This window comes from Amycolatopsis orientalis DSM 40040 = KCTC 9412, from assembly GCF_000478275.1.
GTDB classification, from domain to species: Bacteria; Actinomycetota; Actinomycetes; order Mycobacteriales; family Pseudonocardiaceae; genus Amycolatopsis; species Amycolatopsis orientalis.
This window is the reverse complement of the sequence record NZ_ASJB01000001.1, coordinates 103,733-126,875: the sequence shown is the minus strand read 5'-3', so window position 1 is coordinate 126,875 and position 23,143 is coordinate 103,733. Positions and strand designations below refer to the sequence as shown.

At 70.0% G+C, this 23,143-nt stretch carries 21 protein-coding genes; 18 read left to right on the top strand and 3 right to left on the bottom strand.

Annotated features, from left to right (window positions below; all coding sequences use genetic code 11):
* Positions 1 to 223: 223 nt before the first annotated feature.
* From L324_RS00525 to L324_RS00490, 8 genes are all read left to right on the top strand, one after another.
* Complete coding sequence (locus tag L324_RS00525; protein ID WP_037303240.1) at positions 224 to 2,209, top strand: hypothetical protein; 1,986 nt, start codon at positions 224 to 226, stop codon at positions 2,207 to 2,209.
* The gene (locus tag L324_RS00520) at positions 2,202 to 3,191 is read left to right on the top strand and encodes an HAD-IIA family hydrolase (RefSeq protein WP_037303238.1); all 990 of its coding nucleotides are present in this window, start codon (positions 2,202 to 2,204) and stop codon (positions 3,189 to 3,191) included. Before L324_RS00525 ends, L324_RS00520 begins: the two co-directional genes overlap by 8 nt.
* A 22-nt stretch (positions 3,192 to 3,213) precedes the next feature.
* Positions 3,214 to 3,447 (top strand): hypothetical protein, encoded by a 234-nt coding sequence (locus L324_RS00515; protein WP_438938433.1) that lies wholly within the window; start codon positions 3,214 to 3,216, stop codon positions 3,445 to 3,447.
* A 3-nt stretch (positions 3,448 to 3,450) separates the two neighbouring features.
* Positions 3,451 to 4,266 (top strand): TlyA family RNA methyltransferase, encoded by an 816-nt coding sequence (locus L324_RS00510; RefSeq protein WP_037303236.1) that lies wholly within the window; start codon positions 3,451 to 3,453, stop codon positions 4,264 to 4,266.
* Positions 4,263 to 5,174, top strand: a complete 912-nt coding sequence (locus L324_RS00505) for an NAD kinase (RefSeq protein WP_037303235.1) — start codon at positions 4,263 to 4,265, stop codon at positions 5,172 to 5,174. The genes L324_RS00510 and L324_RS00505 overlap by 4 nt, the downstream gene beginning before the upstream one ends.
* 104 nt (positions 5,175 to 5,278) lie before the next feature.
* Positions 5,279 to 7,075: a DNA repair protein RecN gene (gene recN, locus L324_RS00500; protein WP_037303265.1), complete on the top strand. Its 1,797-nt coding sequence runs from the start codon at positions 5,279 to 5,281 to the stop codon at positions 7,073 to 7,075.
* A gap of 149 nt (positions 7,076 to 7,224) precedes the next feature.
* Positions 7,225 to 8,409, top strand: a complete 1,185-nt coding sequence (gene steA / locus L324_RS00495) for a putative cytokinetic ring protein SteA (RefSeq protein ID WP_037303233.1) — start codon at positions 7,225 to 7,227, stop codon at positions 8,407 to 8,409.
* Positions 8,406 to 9,353, top strand: a complete 948-nt coding sequence (locus L324_RS00490; protein ID WP_037303231.1) for a copper transporter — start codon at positions 8,406 to 8,408, stop codon at positions 9,351 to 9,353. Before steA ends, L324_RS00490 begins: the two co-directional genes overlap by 4 nt.
* 67 nt (positions 9,354 to 9,420) lie before the next feature.
* Here L324_RS00490 and L324_RS00485 read toward each other — a convergent pair whose 3' ends face one another.
* Entirely contained in the window at positions 9,421 to 10,140 is a 720-nt protein-coding gene (locus L324_RS00485; RefSeq protein WP_037303230.1) for an aspartate/glutamate racemase family protein, read from the bottom strand.
* Complete coding sequence (locus L324_RS00480; RefSeq protein WP_037303229.1) at positions 10,140 to 11,582, bottom strand: NCS1 family nucleobase:cation symporter-1; 1,443 nt, start codon at positions 11,580 to 11,582, stop codon at positions 10,140 to 10,142. Before L324_RS00480 ends, L324_RS00485 begins: the two co-directional genes overlap by 1 nt.
* 158 nt (positions 11,583 to 11,740) lie before the next feature.
* Here L324_RS00480 and L324_RS00475 point away from each other — a divergent pair, with 158 nt between their 5' ends.
* Positions 11,741 to 12,418 (top strand): GntR family transcriptional regulator, encoded by a 678-nt coding sequence (locus L324_RS00475; RefSeq protein WP_037303226.1) that lies wholly within the window; start codon positions 11,741 to 11,743, stop codon positions 12,416 to 12,418.
* A gap of 1 nt (position 12,419) precedes the next feature.
* On the opposite strand, the gene aroA is transcribed toward L324_RS00475, so the two are convergent.
* Positions 12,420 to 13,712, bottom strand: a complete 1,293-nt coding sequence (aroA, locus tag L324_RS00470; RefSeq protein WP_037303220.1) for a 3-phosphoshikimate 1-carboxyvinyltransferase — start codon at positions 13,710 to 13,712, stop codon at positions 12,420 to 12,422.
* A gap of 88 nt (positions 13,713 to 13,800) precedes the next feature.
* Between aroA and pyrG the strand changes: the two genes are divergently transcribed.
* The 9 genes from pyrG to L324_RS00425 all read left to right on the top strand — a co-directional run bounded on the left by pyrG (position 13,801) and on the right by L324_RS00425 (position 23,131).
* Positions 13,801 to 15,501, top strand: coding sequence for a CTP synthase (gene pyrG, locus L324_RS00465; RefSeq protein WP_081736149.1), 1,701 nt, complete (start codon positions 13,801 to 13,803; stop codon positions 15,499 to 15,501).
* On the top strand, positions 15,498 to 16,133 hold the full coding sequence (locus L324_RS00460) for an NUDIX domain-containing protein (RefSeq protein ID WP_037303216.1): 636 nt from the start codon (positions 15,498 to 15,500) through the stop codon (positions 16,131 to 16,133). The genes pyrG and L324_RS00460 overlap by 4 nt, the downstream gene beginning before the upstream one ends.
* A 105-nt stretch (positions 16,134 to 16,238) precedes the next feature.
* Positions 16,239 to 17,141, top strand: a complete 903-nt coding sequence (gene xerD, locus L324_RS00455; RefSeq protein ID WP_037303214.1) for a site-specific tyrosine recombinase XerD — start codon at positions 16,239 to 16,241, stop codon at positions 17,139 to 17,141.
* Between the two features lie 90 nt (positions 17,142 to 17,231).
* Positions 17,232 to 18,248, top strand: a complete 1,017-nt coding sequence (locus L324_RS00450) for a ParA family protein (RefSeq protein ID WP_037303211.1) — start codon at positions 17,232 to 17,234, stop codon at positions 18,246 to 18,248.
* The gene (locus tag L324_RS00445; RefSeq protein ID WP_037303208.1) at positions 18,245 to 18,670 is read left to right on the top strand and encodes a hypothetical protein; all 426 of its coding nucleotides are present in this window, start codon (positions 18,245 to 18,247) and stop codon (positions 18,668 to 18,670) included. The genes L324_RS00450 and L324_RS00445 overlap by 4 nt, the downstream gene beginning before the upstream one ends.
* Complete coding sequence (locus L324_RS00440; RefSeq protein WP_037303205.1) at positions 18,670 to 19,605, top strand: segregation and condensation protein A; 936 nt, start codon at positions 18,670 to 18,672, stop codon at positions 19,603 to 19,605. The genes L324_RS00445 and L324_RS00440 overlap by 1 nt, the downstream gene beginning before the upstream one ends.
* Complete coding sequence (gene scpB, locus L324_RS00435; RefSeq protein WP_037303204.1) at positions 19,602 to 20,414, top strand: SMC-Scp complex subunit ScpB; 813 nt, start codon at positions 19,602 to 19,604, stop codon at positions 20,412 to 20,414. Before L324_RS00440 ends, scpB begins: the two co-directional genes overlap by 4 nt.
* The gene (locus tag L324_RS00430) at positions 20,404 to 21,156 is read left to right on the top strand and encodes a pseudouridine synthase (RefSeq protein ID WP_037303202.1); all 753 of its coding nucleotides are present in this window, start codon (positions 20,404 to 20,406) and stop codon (positions 21,154 to 21,156) included. Before scpB ends, L324_RS00430 begins: the two co-directional genes overlap by 11 nt.
* 106 nt (positions 21,157 to 21,262) lie before the next feature.
* On the top strand, positions 21,263 to 23,131 hold the full coding sequence (locus tag L324_RS00425; RefSeq protein WP_037303200.1) for a Xaa-Pro dipeptidyl-peptidase: 1,869 nt from the start codon (positions 21,263 to 21,265) through the stop codon (positions 23,129 to 23,131).
* The last annotated feature ends 12 nt before the right edge of the window (positions 23,132 to 23,143 follow it).

Genomic DNA, 23,143 nt, shown 5'->3' with positions numbered 1-23,143 from the left:
CTGACAGCGCCGATGGTACTGCAACCGAAGGGTTGTGGGAGAGTAGGACACCGCCGGACTAACTTCAGGACAGGGTCCTGACCAGGGTCGAGAACCTCTGACAGGTTCTCCCCGGTCAGGGCCCTGTCTCTTTTCATGTCCATGGACGGACTACAGTGGTCCGTTGGCGCGCCTTGAAGGCGTCGCCGGTATCGAAACTTTTTCAATAGTGGCAGGAGGCCAGGTGTCCGAGTTCGGTCGACGTGACTCAGATGATGGCGCGTCCGGCCGGTCGGGTCGCCGGGACGACAGTCCCCGCGGAGGCCGGTCTGACGCGCAGCGAGGTGACCGGCGCGGTTCCGCCGGAGGCGGACAGGACCGGGGCGGCCGCGACGGCGGCTATCAGGGCCGTCCGCGCCGTGACGACCGCGGTGCCCGCGGTTCGAGCGGTTATTCCGGCAAGCCCGGCGGTTCGAGCAGCTACTCCGGCAAGCCGGGGCGAAGCGGCAACGGTCCCCGCGACCACCGCTCCGGCGGTAGCCGGTTCGCGGGCCAAGGCCGCGACGAGAACCGCCCGCGCTACTCCAACGACGACCGTCGGGGCCCTGGTGCCGGCGATCGTCGCGACGACCGCTCCGGCGGCCGCGACAACGACCGCCGTGGCGGCTACCGCTCCGACGACCGGGGTGGCGACCGCGGTGGTTACCGCCCGGACAACCGGAGCGGTGACAGCCGCGGTGGCGACAACCGTGGCAGTGACCGCGGTGGCTACCGCTCCGACAGCCGCTCGGACAACCGTTCAGAGGGGCGGTACGAGAAGCGCACCGACAGTCGCGACAACCGGGGCGGCTTCCGTTCCGACAACCGCGACAGTCGTGACAGCCGCGGCGGCGATCGCGGTGGTTACCGTTCGTCGGACAGCCGTCCCGAGCGGCGCTACGACAACCGCTCGGACAGCCGTTCCGACAACAGCCGTTCCGACAGCCGTTCCGAGGGCCGGTACGAGAAGCGCACCGACAGCCGCCCGGCCCGGTCCGGCTACGGCTCGGACAACCGCGGCCGTTCCGACGACCGTCCGTCGTCCGGCAACCGCTACGAAGGCCGCCCGCAGGGCAAGTCCTACGGTGACCGCGACAAGCGGGGCGGCAGCGACGACCGTCGTCCGTCCTACCGCGACGACCGTGGTGGCGCGCGTTCCGGTGGCTACAACGGCGGCGGCGACCGCCGTGACGAACGGCGTGGTCCCTCCTCGGGCGACCGCCGTCCCAGCGGCGGTGGCTACGAGCGCAAGTCCTACGGCGACCGCGAAAACCGGGGTGGCGACAACCGCGGTGGCGGCTTCCGCCCCTCCGGCGACCGTCCCGACCGCCGTCCGTCCGGTGACCGCCCGGAGAAGCGTTACGACGACAAGCGCGGCGACTCCCGCGGCGGCGAAGGCCGGTTCGAGCGCAAGCGCGACGACCGTCCCCAGCGCGACCGTTCCGAGGGCCGCAAGGACTTCCGGTCCACGCCGCGTACCGACGACAAGCCGGTCGACGACGAGACCTTGGCGCGCGAGCTGCTCGAGGCCCCGGAACTGCCTGAAGGCATCGAGTTCTCCGACCTCGACGAAGAAGCCCGCCGCGAACTCCGCACCCTGCCCAAGGGGCTCGCGGAAACCGTGGGCAAGCACCTCGTCGCGGCCGGCGGCCTGGTCGACGAAGACCCCGAAGCCGCGATGGAGCACGCTAAGTACGCGAAGGCCAAGGCGTCGCGGGTCCCGATCGTCCGTGAGGCGCTCGGCCTGGTCGCCTACCACGCGGGCAACTGGTCCGAAGCGCTGTCCGAGCTGCGGGCCGTCCGCCGGATGACCCGGTCCGACGAGCACATCGCGATCATCGCCGACGCCGAGCGTGCCATCGGGCGCCCGGAGCGGGCGCTGGACCTCGCGAAGGAGGTCGACAAGGAGCGCCTGTCCAAGGCGACCCAGATCGAACTCGCGATCGTCGCCGCCGGCGCGCGCCGTGACCTCGGCCAGCTGGACGCCGCCGTCGTCTCCCTGCAGGGCGACGACCTCAAGGCGGAGAAGCGCGACCCGTGGAGCGCCCGGCTGTTCTACGCCTACGCCGACAACCTCGCCGCCGCCGACCGCAAGGACGAGGCGATCCGCTGGTTCCTCAACGCGGCAGAGGCCGACGAGGAGGACGAGACCGACGCCGCCGAGCGCGCCGCGGAGCTCACGAATGGCTGACGCCCTGTCGGCCGGGTACGACGCGGTCCTGTTCGACCTCGACGGCACGGTCTATCACGGCAGCACGGTCGTCCCGGGCGCCCCGGAAGCACTCCGGGCGCTCCGGGACACCGGCACGGCCGTCCGCTGGGTGACGAACAACGCCTCCAAGGCACCCGAGGAGGTCTCCGCGCACCTGGAGGCACTCGGACTGCCCGCCACCCCCGACGAGGTCCACACGAGCTCCCAGGCCGCCGCCGCCCTGTTGGGTGAGCGGCTGCCCGAAGGCGCCGTCGTGCTCGTCGTGGGTACGGAGTCGCTCGCCGCCCAGATCGAGTCGGCAGGGCTGCGCACGGTCCGGGAAGCCGGGCCGGACGTCGCCGCCGTGGTGCAGGGGCATTCCCCGGAGAACACCTGGGCCGCCCTCGCGGAGGCGTGTCTCGCCATCCGCGCGGGCGCGCTGTGGGTGGCGACCAACGTCGACGCGACCCTGCCGTCCGAACGCGGACTGCTGCCGGGCAACGGATCGATGGTGGCCGCGTTGCGCACCGCCACCGAGGTCGAGCCGCTGGTGGCGGGTAAACCGGCGCCTTCGCTGTTCACCACGGCGGCGCGGGACGCGGGCGCGGAGCGGGCCCTCGTGGTCGGCGACAGGCTGGACACCGACATCGAGGGCGCGGTCGCGGCCGGGATCGACGCGCTCTGCGTGCTGACCGGGGTCGCCGACGCGGCGTCCCTGATCAAGGCGAGGCCCGAAGAACGGCCGCGGTATCTCGCGTGGGACCTGTCCGGCCTCGGCGGCCGCGCGGATCAGCTCGAGGTCGGCCCGAAGGACGGCTGGCGGATCACCGCACAGGGTGACGTGCTCGAAGCCGAGGGTGAAGGCGACTCCTTGGACCTGTTGCGCGCGGTGTGCGCGGTGGCCTGGGAGTCGGGGATCACCGAGGTCCGCGGTGTGGGCGACACCGCCCGCGCCGCGCTCGGCGAGCTGCGCCTCGCCTGACCAGCGCTGCTAACTTGGTGGGGTGCAAGACCACTTCCACCCCGTTCCGCGACCCCCGGTGCCCGGACCGCCGCCGGTCCCGGGTGACCAGACCGACCACTTCGCGCAGCAGGACACGGATCCCCGTGCCGGGATCGACGAAGCCGTGTCGGGTCTCGACGACCTCGCCTCGCTTCCGCTCTCGGAGCACGTCGACCGTTTCGAAGCCGTGCACACCGAACTGACGGTGGCGCTGTCCACCATCGACAAGGTCTGACGCGTGCCCAAACGCGCCCGCCTGGACGCGGAACTCGTCCGGCGGGGTCTGGCCCGCTCCCGCGAACAGGCGTCCGCGCTGATCGCCGAGGGCAAGGTCAGCGTGCGCGGGATGGTGGCCACCAAACCCGCGACAGGAGTCGAGTCCGGCGCGCCGATCGTGGTGCGGGACGGCGATGACCCCGGCTGGGCCTCGCGCGGCGCGCACAAACTGCTCGGCGCGCTCGAAGCCTTCACGCCGCAAGGTCTTTCCACCGAGGGAAAGCGCTGCCTCGACGCCGGCGCCTCGACCGGTGGCTTCACCGACGTCCTGCTGCGCAACGGCGCCGCCACGGTGATCGCCGCCGACGTCGGCCGCGGCCTGCTGGACTGGCGCCTGCGCACCGACGACCGCGTGGTCGTCCTCGACAAGACGAACGTCCGCAACCTGACCCCGGAGGACCTCGGCGGGCAGGTCGATCTCGTGGTCGGGGATCTCTCGTTCATCTCGCTCAAACTCGTCCTGCCCGCGCTGGCCGCCTGCGCGCGGGACGGCGCCGATCTGGTGCCGATGGTGAAACCGCAGTTCGAGGTCGGCAAGGACCGGCTCGGCAGCGGCGGCGTGGTCCGTGACCCGGAGCTGCGGGCCGAATCGGTGCTGGGCGTGCTCGCCGAGGCCGAGAAGCTGGACCTGCGCTTGCGCGGCGTCGTGGCGAGCCCGCTTCCGGGACCGTCCGGGAACGTCGAATACTTCGTCTGGCTTACCCGCGGGGCGGGGGAGACCGTCGGCACCGACGCCGAACGGCTCGTCCGGACCGCAGTCCTGGAGGGACCCCAATGAGCGATCGCGAGGTGCTGCTCGTCGTGCACCCGGACCGGGACGCGACCCGGGACGCGGCACGCGAGGTATCGGCCCGTTTCGCCAAGGCCGGTGTGCGGCTGCGGGTCCTCGACGAGGACGTCCGGGAAATGCTCGAGGCGGACGGCGGGATCGGCGCGCCGTGCACGGTCATGGCGCCGGAGCAGGATCCGGCCGCCGGGACCGAGCTGGTGTTCGTGCTCGGCGGCGACGGCACGTTGCTGCGGGCCGCCGAACTGGCGAGGCCGAACGGTGTCCCGGTGCTCGGGGTGAACCTGGGCCGGGTCGGATTCCTCGCCGAGGCCGATTCGGACAAGCTGGCCGACACTGTCCAGCGTGCCGTCGACGGCGACTACCAGGTCGAAGAGCGGATGACCGTCGATGTCGTCGTCACCGTCGACGGCGAGGAGACGGTCAACACGTGGGCGCTCAACGAGGCGAGCGTCGAGAAGAGCTCCCGCGAGCGCGTGCTGGACGCGCTCATCGAGGTCGACGGCAGGCCCGTGTCGTCCTTCGGCTGCGACGGTGTCCTGTGTGCCACTCCGACCGGCTCGACGGCGTACGCGTTCTCCGCGGGCGGCCCGATCATCTGGCCGGACGTCCAGGCGCTGCTGGTGGTGCCGAGCAACGCGCACGCGATGTTCTCCCGGCCGCTGGTCGTCTCCCGGGACTCCGAAATCACCGTCGCCATCGATCCGGACGGCTCGCCCGCCGTCCTGACCTGCGACGGATCGCGGACCTTCGATCTTCCGGCCGGGGCGGCCGTGCGGGTCACCTGCGGGCGGGTGCCGGTGCGCCTGATCCGGTTGTGGGAAGGCCCCTTCACCGACCGGCTGGTGCACAAGTTCTCGTTGCCGATCAAGGGCTGGCGGGAGCGACACGCCCGCTGACGGATGTCATGAGGGGTCCCCTCAAGACGAATTTCGTCTTAAGGGGACCCCTCATGACGTGCCGGGTGCGAGATTAGTCGGGGTAGGCCGCTACGGTGGGCGTCGTGCTGGCCGAGATGCGCATCCAGGGCCTCGGAGTCATCGAGGACGCCCTGCTGGAACTGCACGCGGGCTTCACCGTCGTCACCGGTGAGACGGGTGCGGGCAAGACCATGGTCGTCAGCGGGTTGCACCTGCTCTCCGGCGGCCGAGCCGAAGTGTCCAAGGTGCGAACGGGAATGCTGAAGGCCTTCGTGGAAGGCCGATTCGAGCTGGGCGGTGCCGAGGGCGCCACCCGGATCGTCACCGACGCCGGGGCGGAGGTCGACGAGGACGGCAGCGTCATCGCGCTGCGCGCGGTTTCGGTCGACGGCCGGTCCCGCGCCCACCTCGGAGGCCGTTCGGTGCCGGTCGGAGTGCTGGCCGACCTGTCCGAGCAGCTGATCGCGGTGCACGGGCAGAACGATCAGCTGCGGCTGCTGCGGCCCGCCGAACAGCGCGCCGTGATCGACCGGTTCGCCGGGGAGGCCGTCACCGAACCACTGGAGCAGTACCGCGCGGTACGGGACGAATGGCTCGCCGTCGTCGCCGAACTGACCGAGCGGTCCACCCGCTCCCGCGAGATGGCCCAGCAGGCCGACCTGCTGCGTCACGGTCTCGCCGAGATCGACGCCGTCGCGCCGGAGCCCGGCGAGGACACCGAACTCACCGAGCAGATCAAGCGGCTCGCCGCGGTCGACGAACTGCGGGCCGCGGCCAGTGCGGCGCACGCGGCCGTCGCCGGTTCGTCCGAGGGGGATCCCGACGTCCCCGGGGCGCTCGGGCTGATCGGCGAGGCGACCCGCCAGCTGACCGGTTCCGAAGACGCCGTGCTGCGCGAGCTGGGCCCCCGCCTCGACGAGGCTTCGGTGCTGCTGTCCGAGGTGGGCGCCGAGCTGGGGAGTTACCTCGAAACGCTCGACGCCGACCCCGCGCTGCTGGAAAAGGTGCTGGCGCGCCAGGCCGACCTGAAGCGGCTCACGCGCAAGTACGCCGCCGATGTGGACGGGGTGCTCGCCTGGGCCGACGACGCGCGCCGCCGGATGTCCACGATGGACACCTCCGAGGAGGCACTGTCCGAACTGGCCACTCGCCGTGACGCGCTCGCGGTGACGCTCGCCGAGCACGCCCTGCGGCTGTCGGAGGCCCGTGTCGAGGCCGCCGCCGAGCTGGCCGAGGCGATCACCGCCGAGATGTCCGGGCTCGCCATGGGCCAGGCCGAGATCGAGATCACCGTCGAGCGGCGCGCGGTCGAGGAGAGCGATCCGCACGCCGTGCGGGTCGAAGGCAAGCTCGTGCACGCCGGCCCCGACGGGGTCGACGACGTCGAGCTGCTGCTGCGCGCGCACAACGGCGCGCCGCCGCTCCCGGTGCACAAGGCCGCTTCCGGTGGTGAGCTTTCCCGCGTGATGCTGGCGATCGAGGTCGTCCTCGCGCATGCGGACACCGTGCAGACACTGGTGTTCGACGAGGTCGACGCCGGGGTCGGCGGCCGTGCGGCGGTCGAGATCGGCAGGCGGCTCGCGCGGCTGGCGCGCAGCCACCAGGTGCTGGTGGTCACGCACCTGCCGCAGGTCGCCGCGTTCGCCGATCAGCATCTGGTGGTGGACAAGGGCACCAGTGGCGGGGTGACCCGCAGTGGCGTGCGCGTGCTCGAACAATCCGAGCGGGTCGTCGAACTCGCGCGGATGCTCGCGGGAATGGAAAGCACCGAGACCGGCCGGGCGCACGCCGAGGAATTGCTCGCCGTGGCCGAGGCCGACAAGAGCGCGCCGGACAAGCCCAAAGCCCGCCGTGGCGGCAAGCGCAAGAAGGCCAAGTAACGGGTCTCGTGAGTGGTAATGACGGTTCTAACCGTCATTACCACTCACGAGACGCCTCGGGAGCGACGCGCCCCACTGTGGGTTAATCGGCGTGTTTTCATCGGCGTGGCGGACCCATAAGGCCGCACCGATTTGTCACTATCGGTCGCATGAAGCTCACCGGCTTGCTCACGCGTAACCAAGAGACCCTCCCCGGGATCACCGGCGTCGCCAGGGTCGACAGGCGTACACGCGAGCTTCTCCGCCGGCTGAGCCCGGGCGACATCGTCGTCCTCGACCAGCTCGATCTCGACCGTTCGACGGCCGACGCCTTGGTGGAGGCCGAAGTCGCGGCGGTGGTGAACGCGTCGCCGTCGATCTCCGGCCGGTTCCCCAACCTGGGGCCGGAGGTCCTGCTCGAGGCGGGGATCCTCCTGGTCGACTCGGTCGGCGGCGAGCTGCTGCGCAAGGTGAAGGACGGTACGAAACTCCGCCTGCACGAGGGCGTCGTCTACATCGGTGAGCGGCAGATCGGTTCGGGGATCCAGCAGACGCGGGAAAGCGTCGCGGACCAGATGATCGAGGCCAAGGCCGGGATGTCCACCCAGCTGGAGGCGTTCTCCGCGAACACGATCGAATTCCTCCGCCGGGAACGTAGTCTCATTCTCGACGGTGTCGGCGTACCGGAGATCCGGGTTCCGTTGCGCGACCGGCACGCCCTCGTGGTCGCGGGCGGCAACGGTCACGCCGAGGACCTCAAGAAGCTGAAGAAGTACATTTCCGAGCACCGGCCGGTGCTGATCGGCGTCGACGCCGGTGCCGACACCTTGCGCGCGCAGGGTTACCTGCCGGACGTCATCGTCGGCGACCCGCACGGGATCGGCGCGGAAACGCTGCGCAGCGGCGGCGAGGTCGTGGTCCCGGCGCAGCCGGACGGGCACGCGCCGGGCGTCGAGCGGATCCAGGATCTCGGGATCGGCGCGGTCACCTTCCCCGCCACGGGCAACGCCGAGGACCTGGCGCTGCTGCTGGCCGACGCGCACGAGGCGAGTCTCGTGGTCACCGTCGGTTTCCAGGCGACGCTGCGGGAGTTCCTCGACCACGGCCGGTCCGGGTCGAACCCGTCGACGTTCCTCACCCGGCTCAAACTCGGCACGAAACTGGTCGACGGCAAGGCGGTCGCGACCCTGCACCGCAGCCGGGTGTCGATCGGCGCCGTCATCCTGCTGGTACTGGCGACCCTGGTGGCCGTCGCGGCCGCGCTGCTGGTCTCCGACGTGGGTTCGGTCTACCTCGACTGGATCCGCGACACCTGGAACTCGTTCATCGCCTGGGGCAAGGGACTTTTCACGTGATTTCTCTGCGGTACCACATCGTTTCCATCGCCGCCTGCTTCCTGGCGCTCGCCATCGGGGTGGTGCTCGGATCCACGGCGCTGAACGGTTCGCTGCTGTCCGGTCTCGCCGGGCAGAAGGAGGACCTGGGCACCCAGGTCGCGGATCTGGAGGCGCAGCGCAATTCCCTCAACGCCAGGCTCAGCGACGCCGACGCGTTCGCCGGGGCGCTGGGGCCGAAGGTCCTCGCCGGGCAGCTGGACAAGCGTTCGGTGGTGCTGGTGACCACCGAAGACGCGAAGCCCGCGGACCGCGACGCGCTCAAGCAGCTCGTCGGGCAGGCCGGGGCCTCGGTCACCGGCGAGATCCAGCTGACCGAGGCGTTCTCCGACCCGATGCGCTCCGATCAGCTGCGTGACGTCGTGACCCGCCTGCAGCCCGCCGGGGTCCAGTTCCCGACCGCGGGCGACCCGGGCACTCTCGCGGGTGCGCTGCTCGGTTCGGTGGCCTTGCTGAACAAGGACAACGCGCAGGCGCAGTCGACGCCGGTGGAGCTGGCGGCCGCGCTCGGCGGGCTCACCGACGGCGGTTTCCTCAAGGCGGGTCAGGATGTGAAGCCCGCCCAGCTCGCGATCGTGCTCACCGGCTCGAAGTACACCGGCGACGGCGCGGGTGACCGGGCCTCGACCATCGCGCGTTTCGCGGCGCAGCTCGACCGTTCGGGTGCGGGCACGGTGCTGGCGGGCGACGCCGGATCGGCCGACGGCACCGGCGCGATCGGTGTCGTGCGCGCCGATACCTCGGCGACGTCGATCCTGTCCACTGTGGACAACGCGGAGACCGCGGCCGGCCGGATCACCACGATCATGGCGCTGCGTGAGCAACTCGAAGGCGGTGCCGGGCGGTACGGCATCGCGGGCAACGCCCAGGCTCCCGCCCCCGGTATCGCCGCGAAAGGCAACTAGCCCCGAGACGCCCGCATTTCGTCCTCTGGATGCGGTACTTGCGCGCGCAACTACCGCATCCAGAGGACTAAATGCTGGGTTGGCGGGGCCAGAGGCGGGTTTTGGGTAGGGGGCGGGCGTAGGAACCGGCCCGGCTGGTCTTGAGGCCGAGGGCCACCAGGGATTCGGCGAGCCGGACGGCCGCGGCGACGCCGTCGATCACCGGGATGTCCAGCATCGCGGAGATCCGCCGGTCCAGTCCGGTCATCCCGGCGCAGCCCAGGACGAGCACTTCCGCACCCGCGTCCCTGGCCCGGCGTCCGGCGGTCAGCAGGGCTGATTCCGTCCGGCGTTCGTCGTTCAGTTCGAGGACGCCGAGTCCGGTGCCCAGGACGCCGATACAGTTCTGGGCGACCCCCGAGGCGTGCAAGCTGTCTTCGATGAGCCCGCACGTCCTGTCCAATGTGGTCACCACGCCGTACCTTCTGCCCAGTAGACAGGCCAAATGCGCGGCCGCCTCGGTGATGTCGACGACCGGGACGTCGAGCAGTTCGCGTGCCCCTTCCCGTCCGTGCTCGCCGAAACCGGCCATCACGAGCGCGTCGAAGGGTTCGTCCATGCCGTTGAGCAGGTCGAGGACGGCCGCCGCGCTCAAGAAGCTGTCCAGCCATCCCTCCGCGGATTCCGGGCCCCACAACGGCGTTCTGGCCAGGATTTCGGTGCCCGGGCTCGCCGCGGCACGGGCACCGGCCTCGATCTCCTTCGTCATCGCCTCGGTCGTGTTGCAGTTCGTGACCAGGATCCGCATCACGCGACCCGCTGTTTGCGCGTGACCACCAGATAGAGCGCGGCGGCTGTCGCGGTGCCGATGAACCACGAGTACGGCGCCGCCGGGGCGAAGTACGGCACGAGTGCGATGACCGCGGACAGCGCCGCCGTGGGGAGGAAAGTGATCATCGCCAGCGGGTTCACGCCGTGTTTGTAGTGATACGGCGACTCCGGCCCCGCCACGAACAGCTTGCCGACGTCGATCCTGCCCCGTTTCACCAGGTAGTAATCGACGATCATGATGCCGAACAGTGGGCCGAGGAAGGCGCCGAGGCCGCCGAGGAAGTAGTTGACCACCGCGGGGGAGGAGTACAGCTTCCACGGCAGCACGCACAGCGCCGCGACCGCGCTGATCATCCCGCCGATGGTGAAGGTGATCCGTTTCGGCCAGATGTTGGCCAGGTCGTAGGCGGGGGAGACGAAGTTCGCGACGATGTTCACGCCCATGGTGGCGATCGCGAAGGTCAGCGCGCCGATGATCAGCACCGGGGTGTTGTCGATGCGGGCGAGCAGTTCCGCCGGGTCGGTGATGGCCTCGCCGAACACCTGCAGGCTGCCCGCGGTCACCAGGACCGACAGCAGCGCGAACGCCGTCGAGTTGATCGGCAGGCCCCAGAAGTTACCGCGCCGCACCGTTTTCTGGTTCGGGGTGAACCGCGAGAAGTCGCAGAAGTTGAGCATCAGCGTGCCGTAGATGGACAGGATGAGGCCCACGGCGCCGAACCACTGCCGCACCTGCTCCCCGGTGGACAGTGCCTTCGGATTGCTCGTCAGCGAGATGTTCCAGTCCGCGGCGGCCAGGATCCACACCGCGAGCGCGATCATCACCACCCAGATGCCGGGACCGCACCAGTCCTGGAATTTGCGCACCGCCTCCATCCCGCGGGTGAGCACCAGCGCCTGCGCCAGCCACAGCGCGATGAAACAGATCCAGCCGAGCGCGTGCAGGCCGAGGAAACCGACCTCTGTCAACGGTTTCAGCCCCGGATCGATCGCGAGCACCAGCAGCGTGATGGCCACCGAGGCGAGATAGGTCTGGATGCCGTACCAGAAGATCGCGATGATCGCGCGGATCAGCGCCGGCAGGTTCGCGCCGAAGGTGCCGAAGCTGATCCGGGCGACGACGGGGAAGGGGACACCCGTCTTCTGCCCGATCCGGCCCATGAGGTTCATGCCGAAGTAGATGAGCACGAAGCCGGTCAGCAGCGCCGTGAACACCTGCCAGGCCGAGAGTCCGAGGACGAACAGACCCGCCGCGAACGTGTAGTTGCCGAGGTTGTGCACGTCCGACATCCACAGCGCGAAGATGTCGTAGACCTTCCATCGGCGTTCTTTCGCCGGGGCCAGGTCGGCGTTCCAGAGCCGGGGATCGGGTCCGGCCGCGGTGGACGTCGCGGACCGGGTGTCTGGGGCGGCGGTCATACGGGCCTCCGGATCGACGTGTGACGGCAAGCGCCGGCCGATTTGGTATCCCAAAATTTGGTATCCCAAATATCACCCCACGGTGCCCCGTCGTCAAGGTTTCTGCCGATAAACTCGGGTTACGAGCTGTTACGGCTGTGTTGAGCGAGGGGGATGGAGTGGCCGAGGAAGGACCGCGGCAGCCGCTGGCCGCGACCCGGCAACGGGTCCGGGACGAGCTGCGTGAACGGATCCTCGCCGGGCGGCTGAAGCCGGGGGACCGGCTCGTCGAACGGGAACTGGCCGAGGATCTCGGCGTCTCACGGGTCCCGGTGCGCGAGGCCATCCGCAGCCTCGAGGCCGAGGGTTTCCTCACCGTCCAATCTCCCCGTCGCATCGTCGTGCGGCGGCTGGCCAGGGCCGACGTCGAGGAGCTGTTCGACGTCCGGGAGGCGCTCGAAGGCCTCGCCGCCGGCTTGGCGGCCGAGCGGGCGGGCAAATCGCGGCTCCGCGCGCTCGAACGGCTGCTCGCCGACGCCGCCCGCGCCACCGAGGGCGGCGACCCGGCCAGGATCACCTCGCTCAACACCCGTTTCCACGACGAGATCGTCGCGCTGGCGGGCAACGGCCTGCTGCACGAGATCCTGCGGCCGCTCGAAGGCAGGCTGCGCTGGCTCACCAGCCAGAACGAGCACTGGGGCGAACTGCTCGACGAGCACCGCCGTCTCTACGAAGCGATCGCTTCGGGCGACGCGGACCGCGCGCGGGCCCACGCCGTCGAGCATGTGCGGGTCAACCGTGAGGTCACACTGAAGACGTTGTTCCCCGAGGACGGCGGCGAACGCACCGCAGGCTGAATCAGGACGGCTGGAGCATCGCGGTCCAGGCTTCGGCGAATCCGGGGTAGGTCTTCCCGACCGTCTCCGGGTTCTCCACCTCGATCCCCTCGACCCGCAGTCCCAGCACGGCGGCCGCCATCACCAGCCGGTGGTCGTCGTAGGTGCGGAACTTTCCGCCGTGCAACGGGGCTGGCGTGATCCGCAGCCCGTCTTCGGTCTCGCGGACGTCGGCGCCGAGAGCCGAGAGTTCGGTGGCCAGCGCGGTCAGCCTGTCGGTCTCGTGGCCGCGCAGATGCGCCACCCCGGAGATGACCGACGGGCCCTCGGCGAAGCACAGCAGCGCCGCGATCACCGGGGTGAGTTCGCCGACGTCGTGGAGATCCAGTTCGACGCCGGGGATCGTGCCGCTGCCGGTGACCGTCAGGCCGCCCGCGTCGAGTTCGGCGGTCGCGCCGAGGAGGGGCAGCAGGCTGCGGAGCCAGTCGCCGGGCTGGGTCGTCTGCTGTGGCCAGCCCGCGATGCGCACCGTGCCGCCGGTCACGACCGCGGCCGCGGCGAACGGGGCGGCCGTCGAGAGATCCGGCTCGACGACGTACTCAGGGCAGGAGAGCCTCGTCGGGGGGACGTGGAACTCGCTTCCCTCGCGCTCCACGGTGGCGCCGAACCGGCGCAGCATCTCCACGGTCATCGCGATATGCGGTTCGCTCGGCACCGCGCCGCCGACCAGGCGCACGGTGACCCCCTGCTGGAACGACGGCCCCGCGAGCAGTAGCGCCGACAGGAACTGGCTCGACGCCGAGGAGTCCAGATCGACCTTGCCGCCTCGCAGCCCGCCTTCGCCGTGGACGGTGAACGGAGGCGCCTCGCGGCGGTCGTCGTCGATGCGGGCGCCGAGGCCGCGCAGCGCCTTCAGCAGCGGCCCGATCGGGCGGCGGCGGAGGGCCTCGTCCCCGTCGAACAGCGCCGGGCCGGTGCCCAGCGCCGCCAGCGCGGGGGTGAACCGGGCGACCGTGCCCGCGTTGCCGAGTTCCACCCGGACGGTCTCGCCGGGATGGACGCGGCCGGGACCGAGCGGATGCACGAGGTAGCCGCCGATGCTGCCCTGGGAGTGGGCGCCGAGGGCGTAGATGGCGCCGAGCATGAGCCGCGCGTCCCGGGAGTCGAGCGGGGTCCGCACCCGCGTCGGCGCGCTGGCGAGCGCCGCGAGGACGTAGGCCCGATTGGTGATCGACTTCGAACCGGGGACGCGGACGTCCGCGTCGAGCGGGCCTTCCGCGACCGGTGCGGTCCAGGTGTCGTGCGCGTCTGTCACGCCGCGAGGGTAGCGGTTTTCCACTCCATCGGACGCTTGCGGCGTGGCCACTGAGCGCCCCGGCGGGCGTGCGATAAGGTGGAAGCCCGTGGGACTTCAGTCGCGGGCTACCAAGTATGTCTTTGTCACCGGAGGCGTTGCCTCCTCTCTGGGTAAGGGACTCACGGCTTCCAGCCTGGGTCAGCTCCTTACCGCACGTGGGCTCCGGGTCACGATGCAGAAGCTGGATCCGTACCTCAACGTCGATCCAGGCACGATGAACCCGTTCCAGCACGGTGAGGTGTTCGTCACGGACGACGGCGCCGAAACCGATCTGGACATCGGGCACTACGAGCGTTTTCTCGATCGGTCCCTCGACGGCAAGGCCAACGTCACCACCGGACAGGTCTACTCCGAGGTCATCGCCAAGGAGCGCCGTGGTGAGTACCTCGGCGACACCGTGCAGGTCATCCCGCACATCACCGACGAGATCAAGGCCAGGATCACCGCCGCCGCCGGCGCTGACGAGGACGGGAACAGCCCGGACGTCGTGATCACCGAGGTCGGCGGCACCGTCGGCGACATCGAGTCGCTGCCGTTCCTGGAGGCCTGCCGTCAGGTCCGCCACGACGTCGGCCGCGACCAGTGCTTCTTCCTCCACGTCTCGCTGGTGCCTTACCTCGCCCCCTCGGGTGAGTTGAAGACCAAGCCGACCCAGCACTCGGTCGCCGCGCTGCGCAACATCGGCATCCAGCCGGACGCGCTCGTCTGCCGCGCCGACCGCGAGCTGCCGGAGGATCTCAAGCGCAAGATCGGCCTGATGTGCGACGTCGACACCGAGGCCGTCATCGCCTGCCCCGACGCCCCGTCGATCTACGACATCCCGAAGGTGCTCCACCGTGAGGCGCTCGACGCCTACGTGGTGCGCCGTCTCGGGCTGCCGTTCCGCGACGTCGACTGGACCGTGTGGGGCGACCTGCTCGACCGCGTGCACAACCCGTCGGAGACGGTGCGGGTCGCGGTCGTCGGCAAGTACATCGACCTGCCGGACGCGTACCTGTCGGTGACCGAGGCGCTGCGCGCGGGCGGGTTCGCCCACCGCGCCAAGGTCCAGATCGTCTGGGTCGCCTCGGACAGCTGCGAGACCCCGGCCGGTGCCGCCTCCGCCCTGTCCGATGTGGACGGTGTGCTGATCCCGGGCGGGTTCGGCATCCGCGGCATCGAGGGCAAGGTCGGCGCGATCGCCTACGCCCGGACCCACGGGCTGCCGCTGCTGGGCCTGTGCCTCGGCCTGCAGTGCATGGTGATCGACGCGGCGCGGAACCTGGCGGGGATCACCGACGCGAACTCGGCCGAGTTCGACGACACGAGCGCCAACCCGGTCATCTCCACGATGGCCGACCAGCGTGACGTCGTCGCGGGCGAGCGCGACATGGGCGGGACGATGCGGCTCGGTGCCTATGTCGCCAAGCTCAAGCCGGGCTCGCAGGTCGCGAAGGCGTACGGCAGCACCGAGGTCTCCGAGCGGCACCGCCACCGCTACGAGGTCAACAACGCCTACCGCAAGCGCCTTTCCGCGGCGGGCCTGGTGTTCTCGGGTACCTCGCCCGACGATCACCTGGTCGAGTTCGTCGAGCTGCCCGCCGACAAGCACCCGTTCTTCGTCGGCACCCAGGCGCACCCGGAGCTCAAGAGCCGTCCGACCCGGCCGCACCCGCTGTTCAGCGCGTTCGTGAAGGCGGTCGTGGACCGCAAGGTCGCCGAGCGTCTCCCGGTCGAGCTGGCCGAAGCGCCCGCGGTGGCCAGGTGACCGAGCCCGGGAAGCACGAGTTCACCGTCGCGTCCACAAGGGACGTCCACATCGGACGCGTCGTGGGGCTGCGGGTCGACGAGGTCGTGATGCCCGGCGGCGGCACGGCCCGCCGCGAGGTCGTCGAGCACCTCGGCGCGGTCGCCGTCGTCGCGCTCGACGGCGAAGGCGTGGACAGCTCTGTCACGCTGATCCACCAGTACCGCCACCCGATCGGGCGGCGGCTGTGGGAACTGCCCGCCGGCCTGATCGACAAGGCGGGGGAGGACCCCGTCGGCGCGGCGAAACGCGAGCTGGTCGAGGAGGTCGGGCTCAGCGCCGAGCGCTGGGAGACCCTCGTCGACGTCGCGGCGTCGCCCGGCTTCACCGACGAGGTCGTCCGCGTCTACCTCGCCCGCGGACTGTCCGAAGTGGACCGGGAGATCCTCGGTGAGGAGGAGGCGGACCTCGTCACGGCGAAGTTCCCGCTCGCCGAGGCGGTCCGGATGGCGCTGGCCGGTGAGCTGGTGAACGGGGCGACCGTCGGCGGTGTGCTGGCCGCCCACGCGGTGCTCTCGGGCGCGGCTTCGACCCGTCCGGCGGATGCGCCTTGGGAGGACAGGCCGACGAAGTTCGCTTCGCGGAACGTCTAATGCCTCGTGAGTGGTAATGACGGTTAGAACCGTCATTACCACTCACGAGGCGGCTGGTCCTAGAGTGTCGGTGTGTCACGGGCTGGCGGTGCCGGAGTCGCCCAGGTGGTCGCCGCTTACCTCGACCATCTGGTGGTCGAGCGCGGAACCGCGAGGAACACCCTCGACAGCTACTCCCGTGATCTGCGCCGGTACGCCGAGTACCTCGGCGGCGCCGACGTCGAGCGGTTCGCCGACGTCACCCCGGCGCACGTCACCTCGTTCGGCGCGGCGCTGCGCGAAGGCGACGAGGAGCATCGGCCGCTGGCCGCGTCCTCGGCGGCTCGCGCGCTCGTCGCGGTGCGGGGACTGCACAAGTTCGCGCACGCCGACGGCATCACCGAGCACGACCCGGCCCGTGAGGTCCGCCCGCCCGCGGCGGCGAAGCGGCTGCCCAAAGCGCTGCCGGTGCACGATGTGCTGAAACTCCTGGAGACCCCGCCGCCGGAGGGTGAGCGCCCGTTGCGGGACCGGGCGCTGCTGGAACTGCTCTATTCCACCGGCGCGCGGATCTCCGAGGCCGTCGGGCTCGACGTCGACGACATCGACGACGCCGAACGGACCGTGCTGCTCGACGGGAAGGGCGGCAAACAGCGCATCGTCCCGATCGGCCGTCCCGCGCTCGAAGCGGTGCACGCCTACCTCGTCCGCGCGCGGCCGGTGCTCGCCACGCACGGCCGCGGGACACCCGCGATGTTCCTCAACGCCCGCGGCTCCAGGCTTTCCCGGCAGAGCGCGTGGCAGGTTCTCAAGGACACGGCCGAATCCGCGGGCATCACGGCGGGCGTCTCCCCGCACACGCTGCGCCATTCCTTCGCCACGCATCTGCTCGAAGGCGGCGCCGACGTCCGCGTCGTGCAGGAGCTGCTCGGCCACGCTTCGGTGACCACCACCCAGGTGTACACGCTGGTCACGGTCAACACGCTCCGCGAGGTTTACGCGACAGCACATCCCCGCGCGCTCGGCTAATCGACCCGATCGGCCCCGGCGAGCCGCTTTGGCTCGATTCGCGATCCGCGCATAGGCTGCCGAAGACCTAGCCGAAGGAGCTTTCGCGCCATGTCGACACCGAACGAGCCGGCGAAGCCGTCCGCGTCCGCCGGGTCGGCCGCGGCGAGCCTCAGCCAGGTGACCATCGCAACCCCCGCCGAACACGACGGCGACGAACCGTCGGAGGACACGATCTCTTCCCGCGGCCGCAAGGCCAAGCGCGCCAAAGAAACCAAGCAGCAAGAACTCGAGAGGGACGGCATCGGGCCCACCGGCCGTCCGCTTCGCGAGATCCCCGAACCGCCGGTCCTGGAGCGGCACGGCCCCGCACTGGTGATGGCCATGTGCAACCAGAAGGGCGGCGTCGGCAAGACCACCTCGACCATCAACCTGGGCGCGGCGCTCGCCGAATGCGGCCGCCGGGTGCTGCTGGTCGACTTCGATCCGCAAGGCGCGCTTTCGGTGGGCCTCGGCATTCAGCCGCACGAGCTGGACCAGACGGTCTACAACGTCATCATGGAGCGCTCGGTCAGCATCACCGACGTCATCCGGAAGACCCGGGTCGACGGCGTCGACCTGCTGCCGAGCAACATCGACCTGTCCGCGGCCGAGGTCCAGTTGGTCGCAGAGGTAGGGCGCGAACACACTTTGTTACGGGTCCTTCGTCCGGTCATGAACGACTACGACTATGTTCTTGTCGACTGCCAGCCCTCGCTAGGCCTGCTGACGGTGAACGCACTGACCGCCGCGGACGGTGTGATCATCCCGCTGGAGTGCGAGTTCTTCAGTCTGCGAGGCGTAGCGCTCCTGATCGACACCATCGAGAAGGTGCAGGAACGCCTCAACCCCAAACTGGACATCACCGGGATTCTCGCCACCATGTACGACCCGAGAACCCTGCACTCGAAGGAGGTCATGGCGAGAGTGGTGGAGGCATTCGGCGACATCGTGTTCGACACGGTGATCAACCGCACCGTGCGGTTCCCCGAGACGACGGTCGCGGGCGAGCCGATCACGACCTGGGCCCCCAAATCAGCCGGCGCGGCGGCTTATCGCGCGCTGGCCCGTGAGGTGATCGCTCGGTGAGCAGGCGCGCTTCCCTGCCCGGAGCATCCGAACTGTTCAGGATCACCTCCAGCCCCGCCCTCGATCTTCCGCCCGCACCCGAGCAGCCCGCCCCCTCGGCGGGGAACGGCGACGGGAACGGCTCGGCGGACGGGGACGGGCGGGCGCACAAGGAACAGCTGGCCCGGGCCGCGCGCAGCGGGTCGGGACGGACCAAGCACGACGCGAAGATCACCGTCTACGTCTCCGGCGACGAACTGCTGGCGATGGAGCAGGCCAGGCTGAACCTCCGGGCGAAGCACGGGCTCGTGCTCGATCGCGGCAGGCTGGTCCGCGAGGCGGTGGCCGTGCTGCTGGCCGATTTCGACGCGGCCGGTGAGGAGTCGGTACTCGTCCAGCGCTTGCGGGCGGGCACCGAGGACGGGAAAGAGACCGAGAACTGATGGACGACCCGGCGGCGGCCGCGCACAGCGGCCCGGAGCCGGTCGAGCGGGCGGCAGCGGACGAGACCCCCGTCGTGCACGAGACCGTGCACGGCGGGATGGTCCCCGAAGGACTGGCCAACGAAGAGCTGAGCACGTCCAAGTTCAAGGTGAACCTGGCGAACTTCCAGGGCCCCTTCGATCTGCTGCTCCAGCTGATCTCACAGCACCAGCTCGACGTCACGGAAGTGGCACTGCACCAGGTCACGGACGATTTCATCGCCTACACCCGTGCGCTCGGCACGGAATGGAACCTCGACGAGACGACCGAGTTCCTGGTCATCGCGGCCACCCTCCTCGACCTCAAGGCGGCGCGGCTCCTGCCCGCCGCGGAGGTGGAGAGCGAGGACGACCTCGCCCTGCTCGAAGCGCGGGACCTGCTGTTCGCGCGTGTGCTGCAGTACCGGGCGTACAAGCAGGTCGCGGCGCTGTTCGGTGAGCTGGAGGCCGGTGCGCTGCGGCGCTATCCGCGCTCGGTCGCGCTCGAAGACCGGTTCATCGGCTTGCTGCCCGAGGTGATGCTCGGCGTCGACCCGGCCAAATTCGCCGAGATCGCGGTCGCGGTCTTCCGGCCGAAGCCGCCGCCGACGGTGTCGATCGCGCATATCCACATGGGCCGGGTTTCGGTGCGCGAGCACGCCGCGCTGCTGCGGCTCAAACTCGCGGAGCGTGGTGAGGCGACCTTCGGCGAGCTGGTCGAGGACTGCGAGCACACCGTCGAGATCGTGGCGCGGTTCCTCGCGCTGCTGGAGCTGTACCGCGAGGCGACGGTCCAGTTCGAGCAGCTGGAGGCGCTCGCCGAACTGCACGTGCGCTGGACCGGTGGGTCCGTGGCGGAGGCGTCGGTGGCGGCCGAACAAGACCGCGCCGTCGCGGAGGACGAGGAGTACGGGTGAGCCCCGAAGAGACCGAAAGCCCCGAAGAGACCGAAAGCCCCGAAGTGAGTGAAGGCGCTGAGGTGAGTGAAGGCGCTGGAGCCTCCGAGACCGAGGATGGGCTGAAGGCTCCCATCGCCGAGTCCGATGAGGCGAAGGACGCTTTCGGCGCGTCGGATGAGGTGAAGGACGCTTTCAGCCCGTCCGGGACCGAAGGGGAGGCGGGCGAGGCGGAGCCGCCCGCCGACGAGGGACTCGTGGCGACGGGTGACGGGGACTACCCCGACGTCACCTCGGACGAGGCGCTCGAAGCCGCCCTCGAAGCGCTGCTGCTGGTCGTGGACTCGCCGATCGACGAGGAATCGCTCGCCGAAACCGTCGGCCAGCCGAAGTCGCGGGTGATCGTCGCGCTGCGCACGATGGCGCAGAAGTTCACCGACCGGGCGAGTGGAATCGACCTGCGCCGCGTCGGCGAAGGGTGGCGGTTCTACACTAGGGACGTCTATGCCCCGTTCGTGGAGAAGCTTCTGCTCGACGGCCAGCGTTCCAAGCTGACGCGAGCCGCACTGGAGAGCCTCGCCGTGATCGCCTACCGGCAGCCGGTGACCAGGGCCAGGGTCGCCGCCGTCCGAGGGGTGAATGTGGACGGGGTGATCAGGACGCTGCTGGCACGCGGCCTGATCGAGGAGATGGGGACCGACCCCGAAACCACTGGCACGCTGTATGTGACGACCGAGCTGTTCCTGGAGCGACTGGGCCTGTCGTCCCTGGCCGACCTTCCGCCCATCGCTCCGTTGCTACCCGAAGTGGACACCATCGATGACATCTGACCCGCATCCCGACGGCATTCGGCTGCAGAAGGTCCTTTCCCAGGCGGGCGTCGCCTCCCGGCGCGCGGCCGAGGACCTGATCGTGCGCGGTCGCGTGAGCGTGGACGGCAAGGTGGTCACCGAACTCGGCCGCCGGGTCGATCCGGACAACTCCGTGATCCATGTGGACGGCACCCGCGTCCAGGTCCGCGAGGACCTCGTCTATCTCGTGCTGAACAAGCCCAAGGGCGTGCACAGCACGATGAGCGACGACCGCGGCCGCCCCTGCGTCGGCGACTACCTGCGCGGCCGGTACGAGGAGACGCCCGGCATCGTGCACGTCGGCAGGCTCGACGAGAACACCGAAGGCCTCCTGCTGCTCACCAACGACGGTGACCTCGGCCACCGGCTGATGCACCCGTCGTTCCAGGTGCTGAAGACCTACTTCGCCGAGGTCGAGGGCATCGTCCCGCGTGGCCTCGGCAAGGAACTGCGGGCGGGCTTCGAGCTGCCGGACGGCATCGTCAAGGTCGACCAGTTCAGGGTCAAGGACATGCTGGCCGGGCGGACCCAGATCGAACTGGTCATCCACGAAGGCCGCAAGCACATCGTGCGGCGGCTGATGGCGGCCACCGGGCATCCGGTGCGCAAACTGGTCCGGACCGCGCTCGGCGACGTCCAGCTCGGCGCCCAGCGGTCGGGATCGATCCGGCGGCTCAACCGCGGTGAGGTCGGTTCGCTCTACCGCGCCGTCGATCTGTAAGCCCGGAAGGTAAGACTTTCCGCTCTACTGCGCCCGCGATCATCGCGTTTAGCTCTCCTTGACGGGCTTTCAGCCGACGGGGAAGGGCTCGACCGTGAAAACTGTTGTGCTGGCAGGGATTCTGGCGGTCGCCGCGGCCGTGGTCGTGGCGCCGCAGGCCGCGGCGAAACCGCGAAGCAGCGAACCGGTGTACGACTTCGCCCAAGCCGTCCGCGAGACGGCTTGGGTGGACATCGGACTCGACGGGGACGGTGACGGCCGCTCCGACCGGGTCGCCGCCGACATCATCCGGCCGAAGGAAGCGGCCGCGCGGGGCGTCAAGGTCCCGGTGATCATGGACGCCAGCCCGTACTACTCGTGCTGTGGCCGCGGCAACGAAAGCGAGCTCAAGACCTACGACTCGGCGGGCAGGCCGGTCGGGTTCCCGCTGTTCTACGACAACTTCTTCGTACCCCGCGGGTACGCCGTGGTCCTGGTGGATCTGGCCGGTACCAACAAATCCCGCGGCTGTACCGACATCGGCGGTCCCTCGGACATCAACTCGGCCCGCAAGGTCGTCGACTGGCTGAACGGCCGGGCGACCGGGTACACCACCGCGACCGGTACGGCGAAGACGCTCGCCTCGTGGTCGACCGGCGCGGTCGGCATGATCGGGAAGTCCTACGACGGCACGGTCGCCAACGGCGTCGCGGCGACCGGGGTCGACGGGCTCAAGACCATCGTGCCGATCGGCGCGATCAGCTCCTGGTACGACTACTACCGCTCCGACGGCGCGAACCTGCGCCAGGGCAGCCCGGCCGGGCTGGCCCAGACCGTCTCACAGCGCAACGGCGGCCAGAACTGCTCCGCGGCGAACCAGAAGCTCACCGCGGGCGCGACCTCGAACGGCGACTACAACGTCTTCTGGCACGACCGCGACTACGTCCAGAGCGCTTCGAAGGTGAAGGCCAGCGTGCTCGCTTCGCACGGCCTGGGTGACCTCAACGTCAAGACGATCAACTTCGGGCAGTGGTGGGACGCGCTGCAGGTCGAGCGCAAGATCTGGCTGACGCAGGCCGGGCACGTCGACCCCTTCGACTACCGGCGCGCGACGTGGGTCGACACCCTGCACAAGTGGTTCGACCACTACCTGCTCGGCATCGACAACGGGATCGAGAAGACCCCGGGCGCCAGCGTGGAACGCGAACCCGACGTCTGGGTGGACCAGCCGGCGTGGCCGGAGGGCAGCGCCGTCACTCTGCGCCCCGTGGCCGGGAGCACACCGGGTGTCGGCACGCTTGGCACGACCGCAGGGACGGGGACGGTGTCGTTCACGGACTCCTCCGGCCAGACGTCGTCCGGCTGGGCGGCGCGGCCGACGGAGACCTCCAGCGGGCGCGTGCTGTTCAGCACCGGTGCGCTCGCGAAGGATCTGCACGTCTCCGGGACCGCGAAGGTGACGGTGACCGCGACGCCGTCGACGTCCACAGCGCGGCTCTCGGCGATCTTGGTCGACTACGGCCCGGCGACGATCCGGAACTACACCGGGCCGAAGGAGGGCATCAAGAACGAGATGACCCAGTCGTGCTGGGGATCGAGCGCGACCGGCAACGACGCCTGCTACCTGAACACGAGCACGGACGCGGTGTCGGTCGGGCTGAACATCATCAGCCGGGGCTGGGCCGATCTGGCCAACTTCCGGTCGCTGAGCCAGGAATCGCCGCTGACGCCGGGGCAGCCGTACACGATGACGTTCCGGCTGGCGAGTACGGACCATGTCGTGCCGCACGGACATCAGCTCGCGCTGATCATCGGCGGGACGGACGGCTCGTTCATCTCCGGTCCGGCGCAGTACCCGAAGATCACGGTGGATCTGAGCAAGACGTCCCTCGCGCTGCCCGTCGCGGGGCCGGGGCCGGCGGCGGTTCCGGCGACGCTTCCGGCTGCTCCGGCCCAGATCGCACCGGCGGGTGTTTCGGGCCTTGAGCGCGGCTAGGGGAATGCTATG

Excerpts from the sequence above, each read along its gene's own strand:
- L324_RS00520 (WP_037303238.1), top strand. The coding sequence starts at position 2,202 with ATGGCTGACGCCCTGTCGGCCGGGTACGACGCGGTCCTGTTCGACCTC.
- L324_RS00505 (WP_037303235.1), top strand. The coding sequence starts at position 4,263 with ATGAGCGATCGCGAGGTGCTGCTCGTCGTGCACCCGGACCGGGACGCG.
- steA (WP_037303233.1), top strand. The coding sequence starts at position 7,225 with ATGAAGCTCACCGGCTTGCTCACGCGTAACCAAGAGACCCTCCCCGGG.
- L324_RS00485 (WP_037303230.1), bottom strand. The coding sequence starts at position 10,140 with ATGCGGATCCTGGTCACGAACTGCAACACGACCGAGGCGATGACGAAG.
- L324_RS00480 (WP_037303229.1), bottom strand. The coding sequence starts at position 11,582 with ATGACCGCCGCCCCAGACACCCGGTCCGCGACGTCCACCGCGGCCGGA.
- L324_RS00450 (WP_037303211.1), top strand. The coding sequence starts at position 17,232 with ATGTCGACACCGAACGAGCCGGCGAAGCCGTCCGCGTCCGCCGGGTCG.
- L324_RS00440 (WP_037303205.1), top strand. The coding sequence starts at position 18,670 with ATGGACGACCCGGCGGCGGCCGCGCACAGCGGCCCGGAGCCGGTCGAG.
- L324_RS00430 (WP_037303202.1), top strand. The coding sequence starts at position 20,404 with ATGACATCTGACCCGCATCCCGACGGCATTCGGCTGCAGAAGGTCCTT.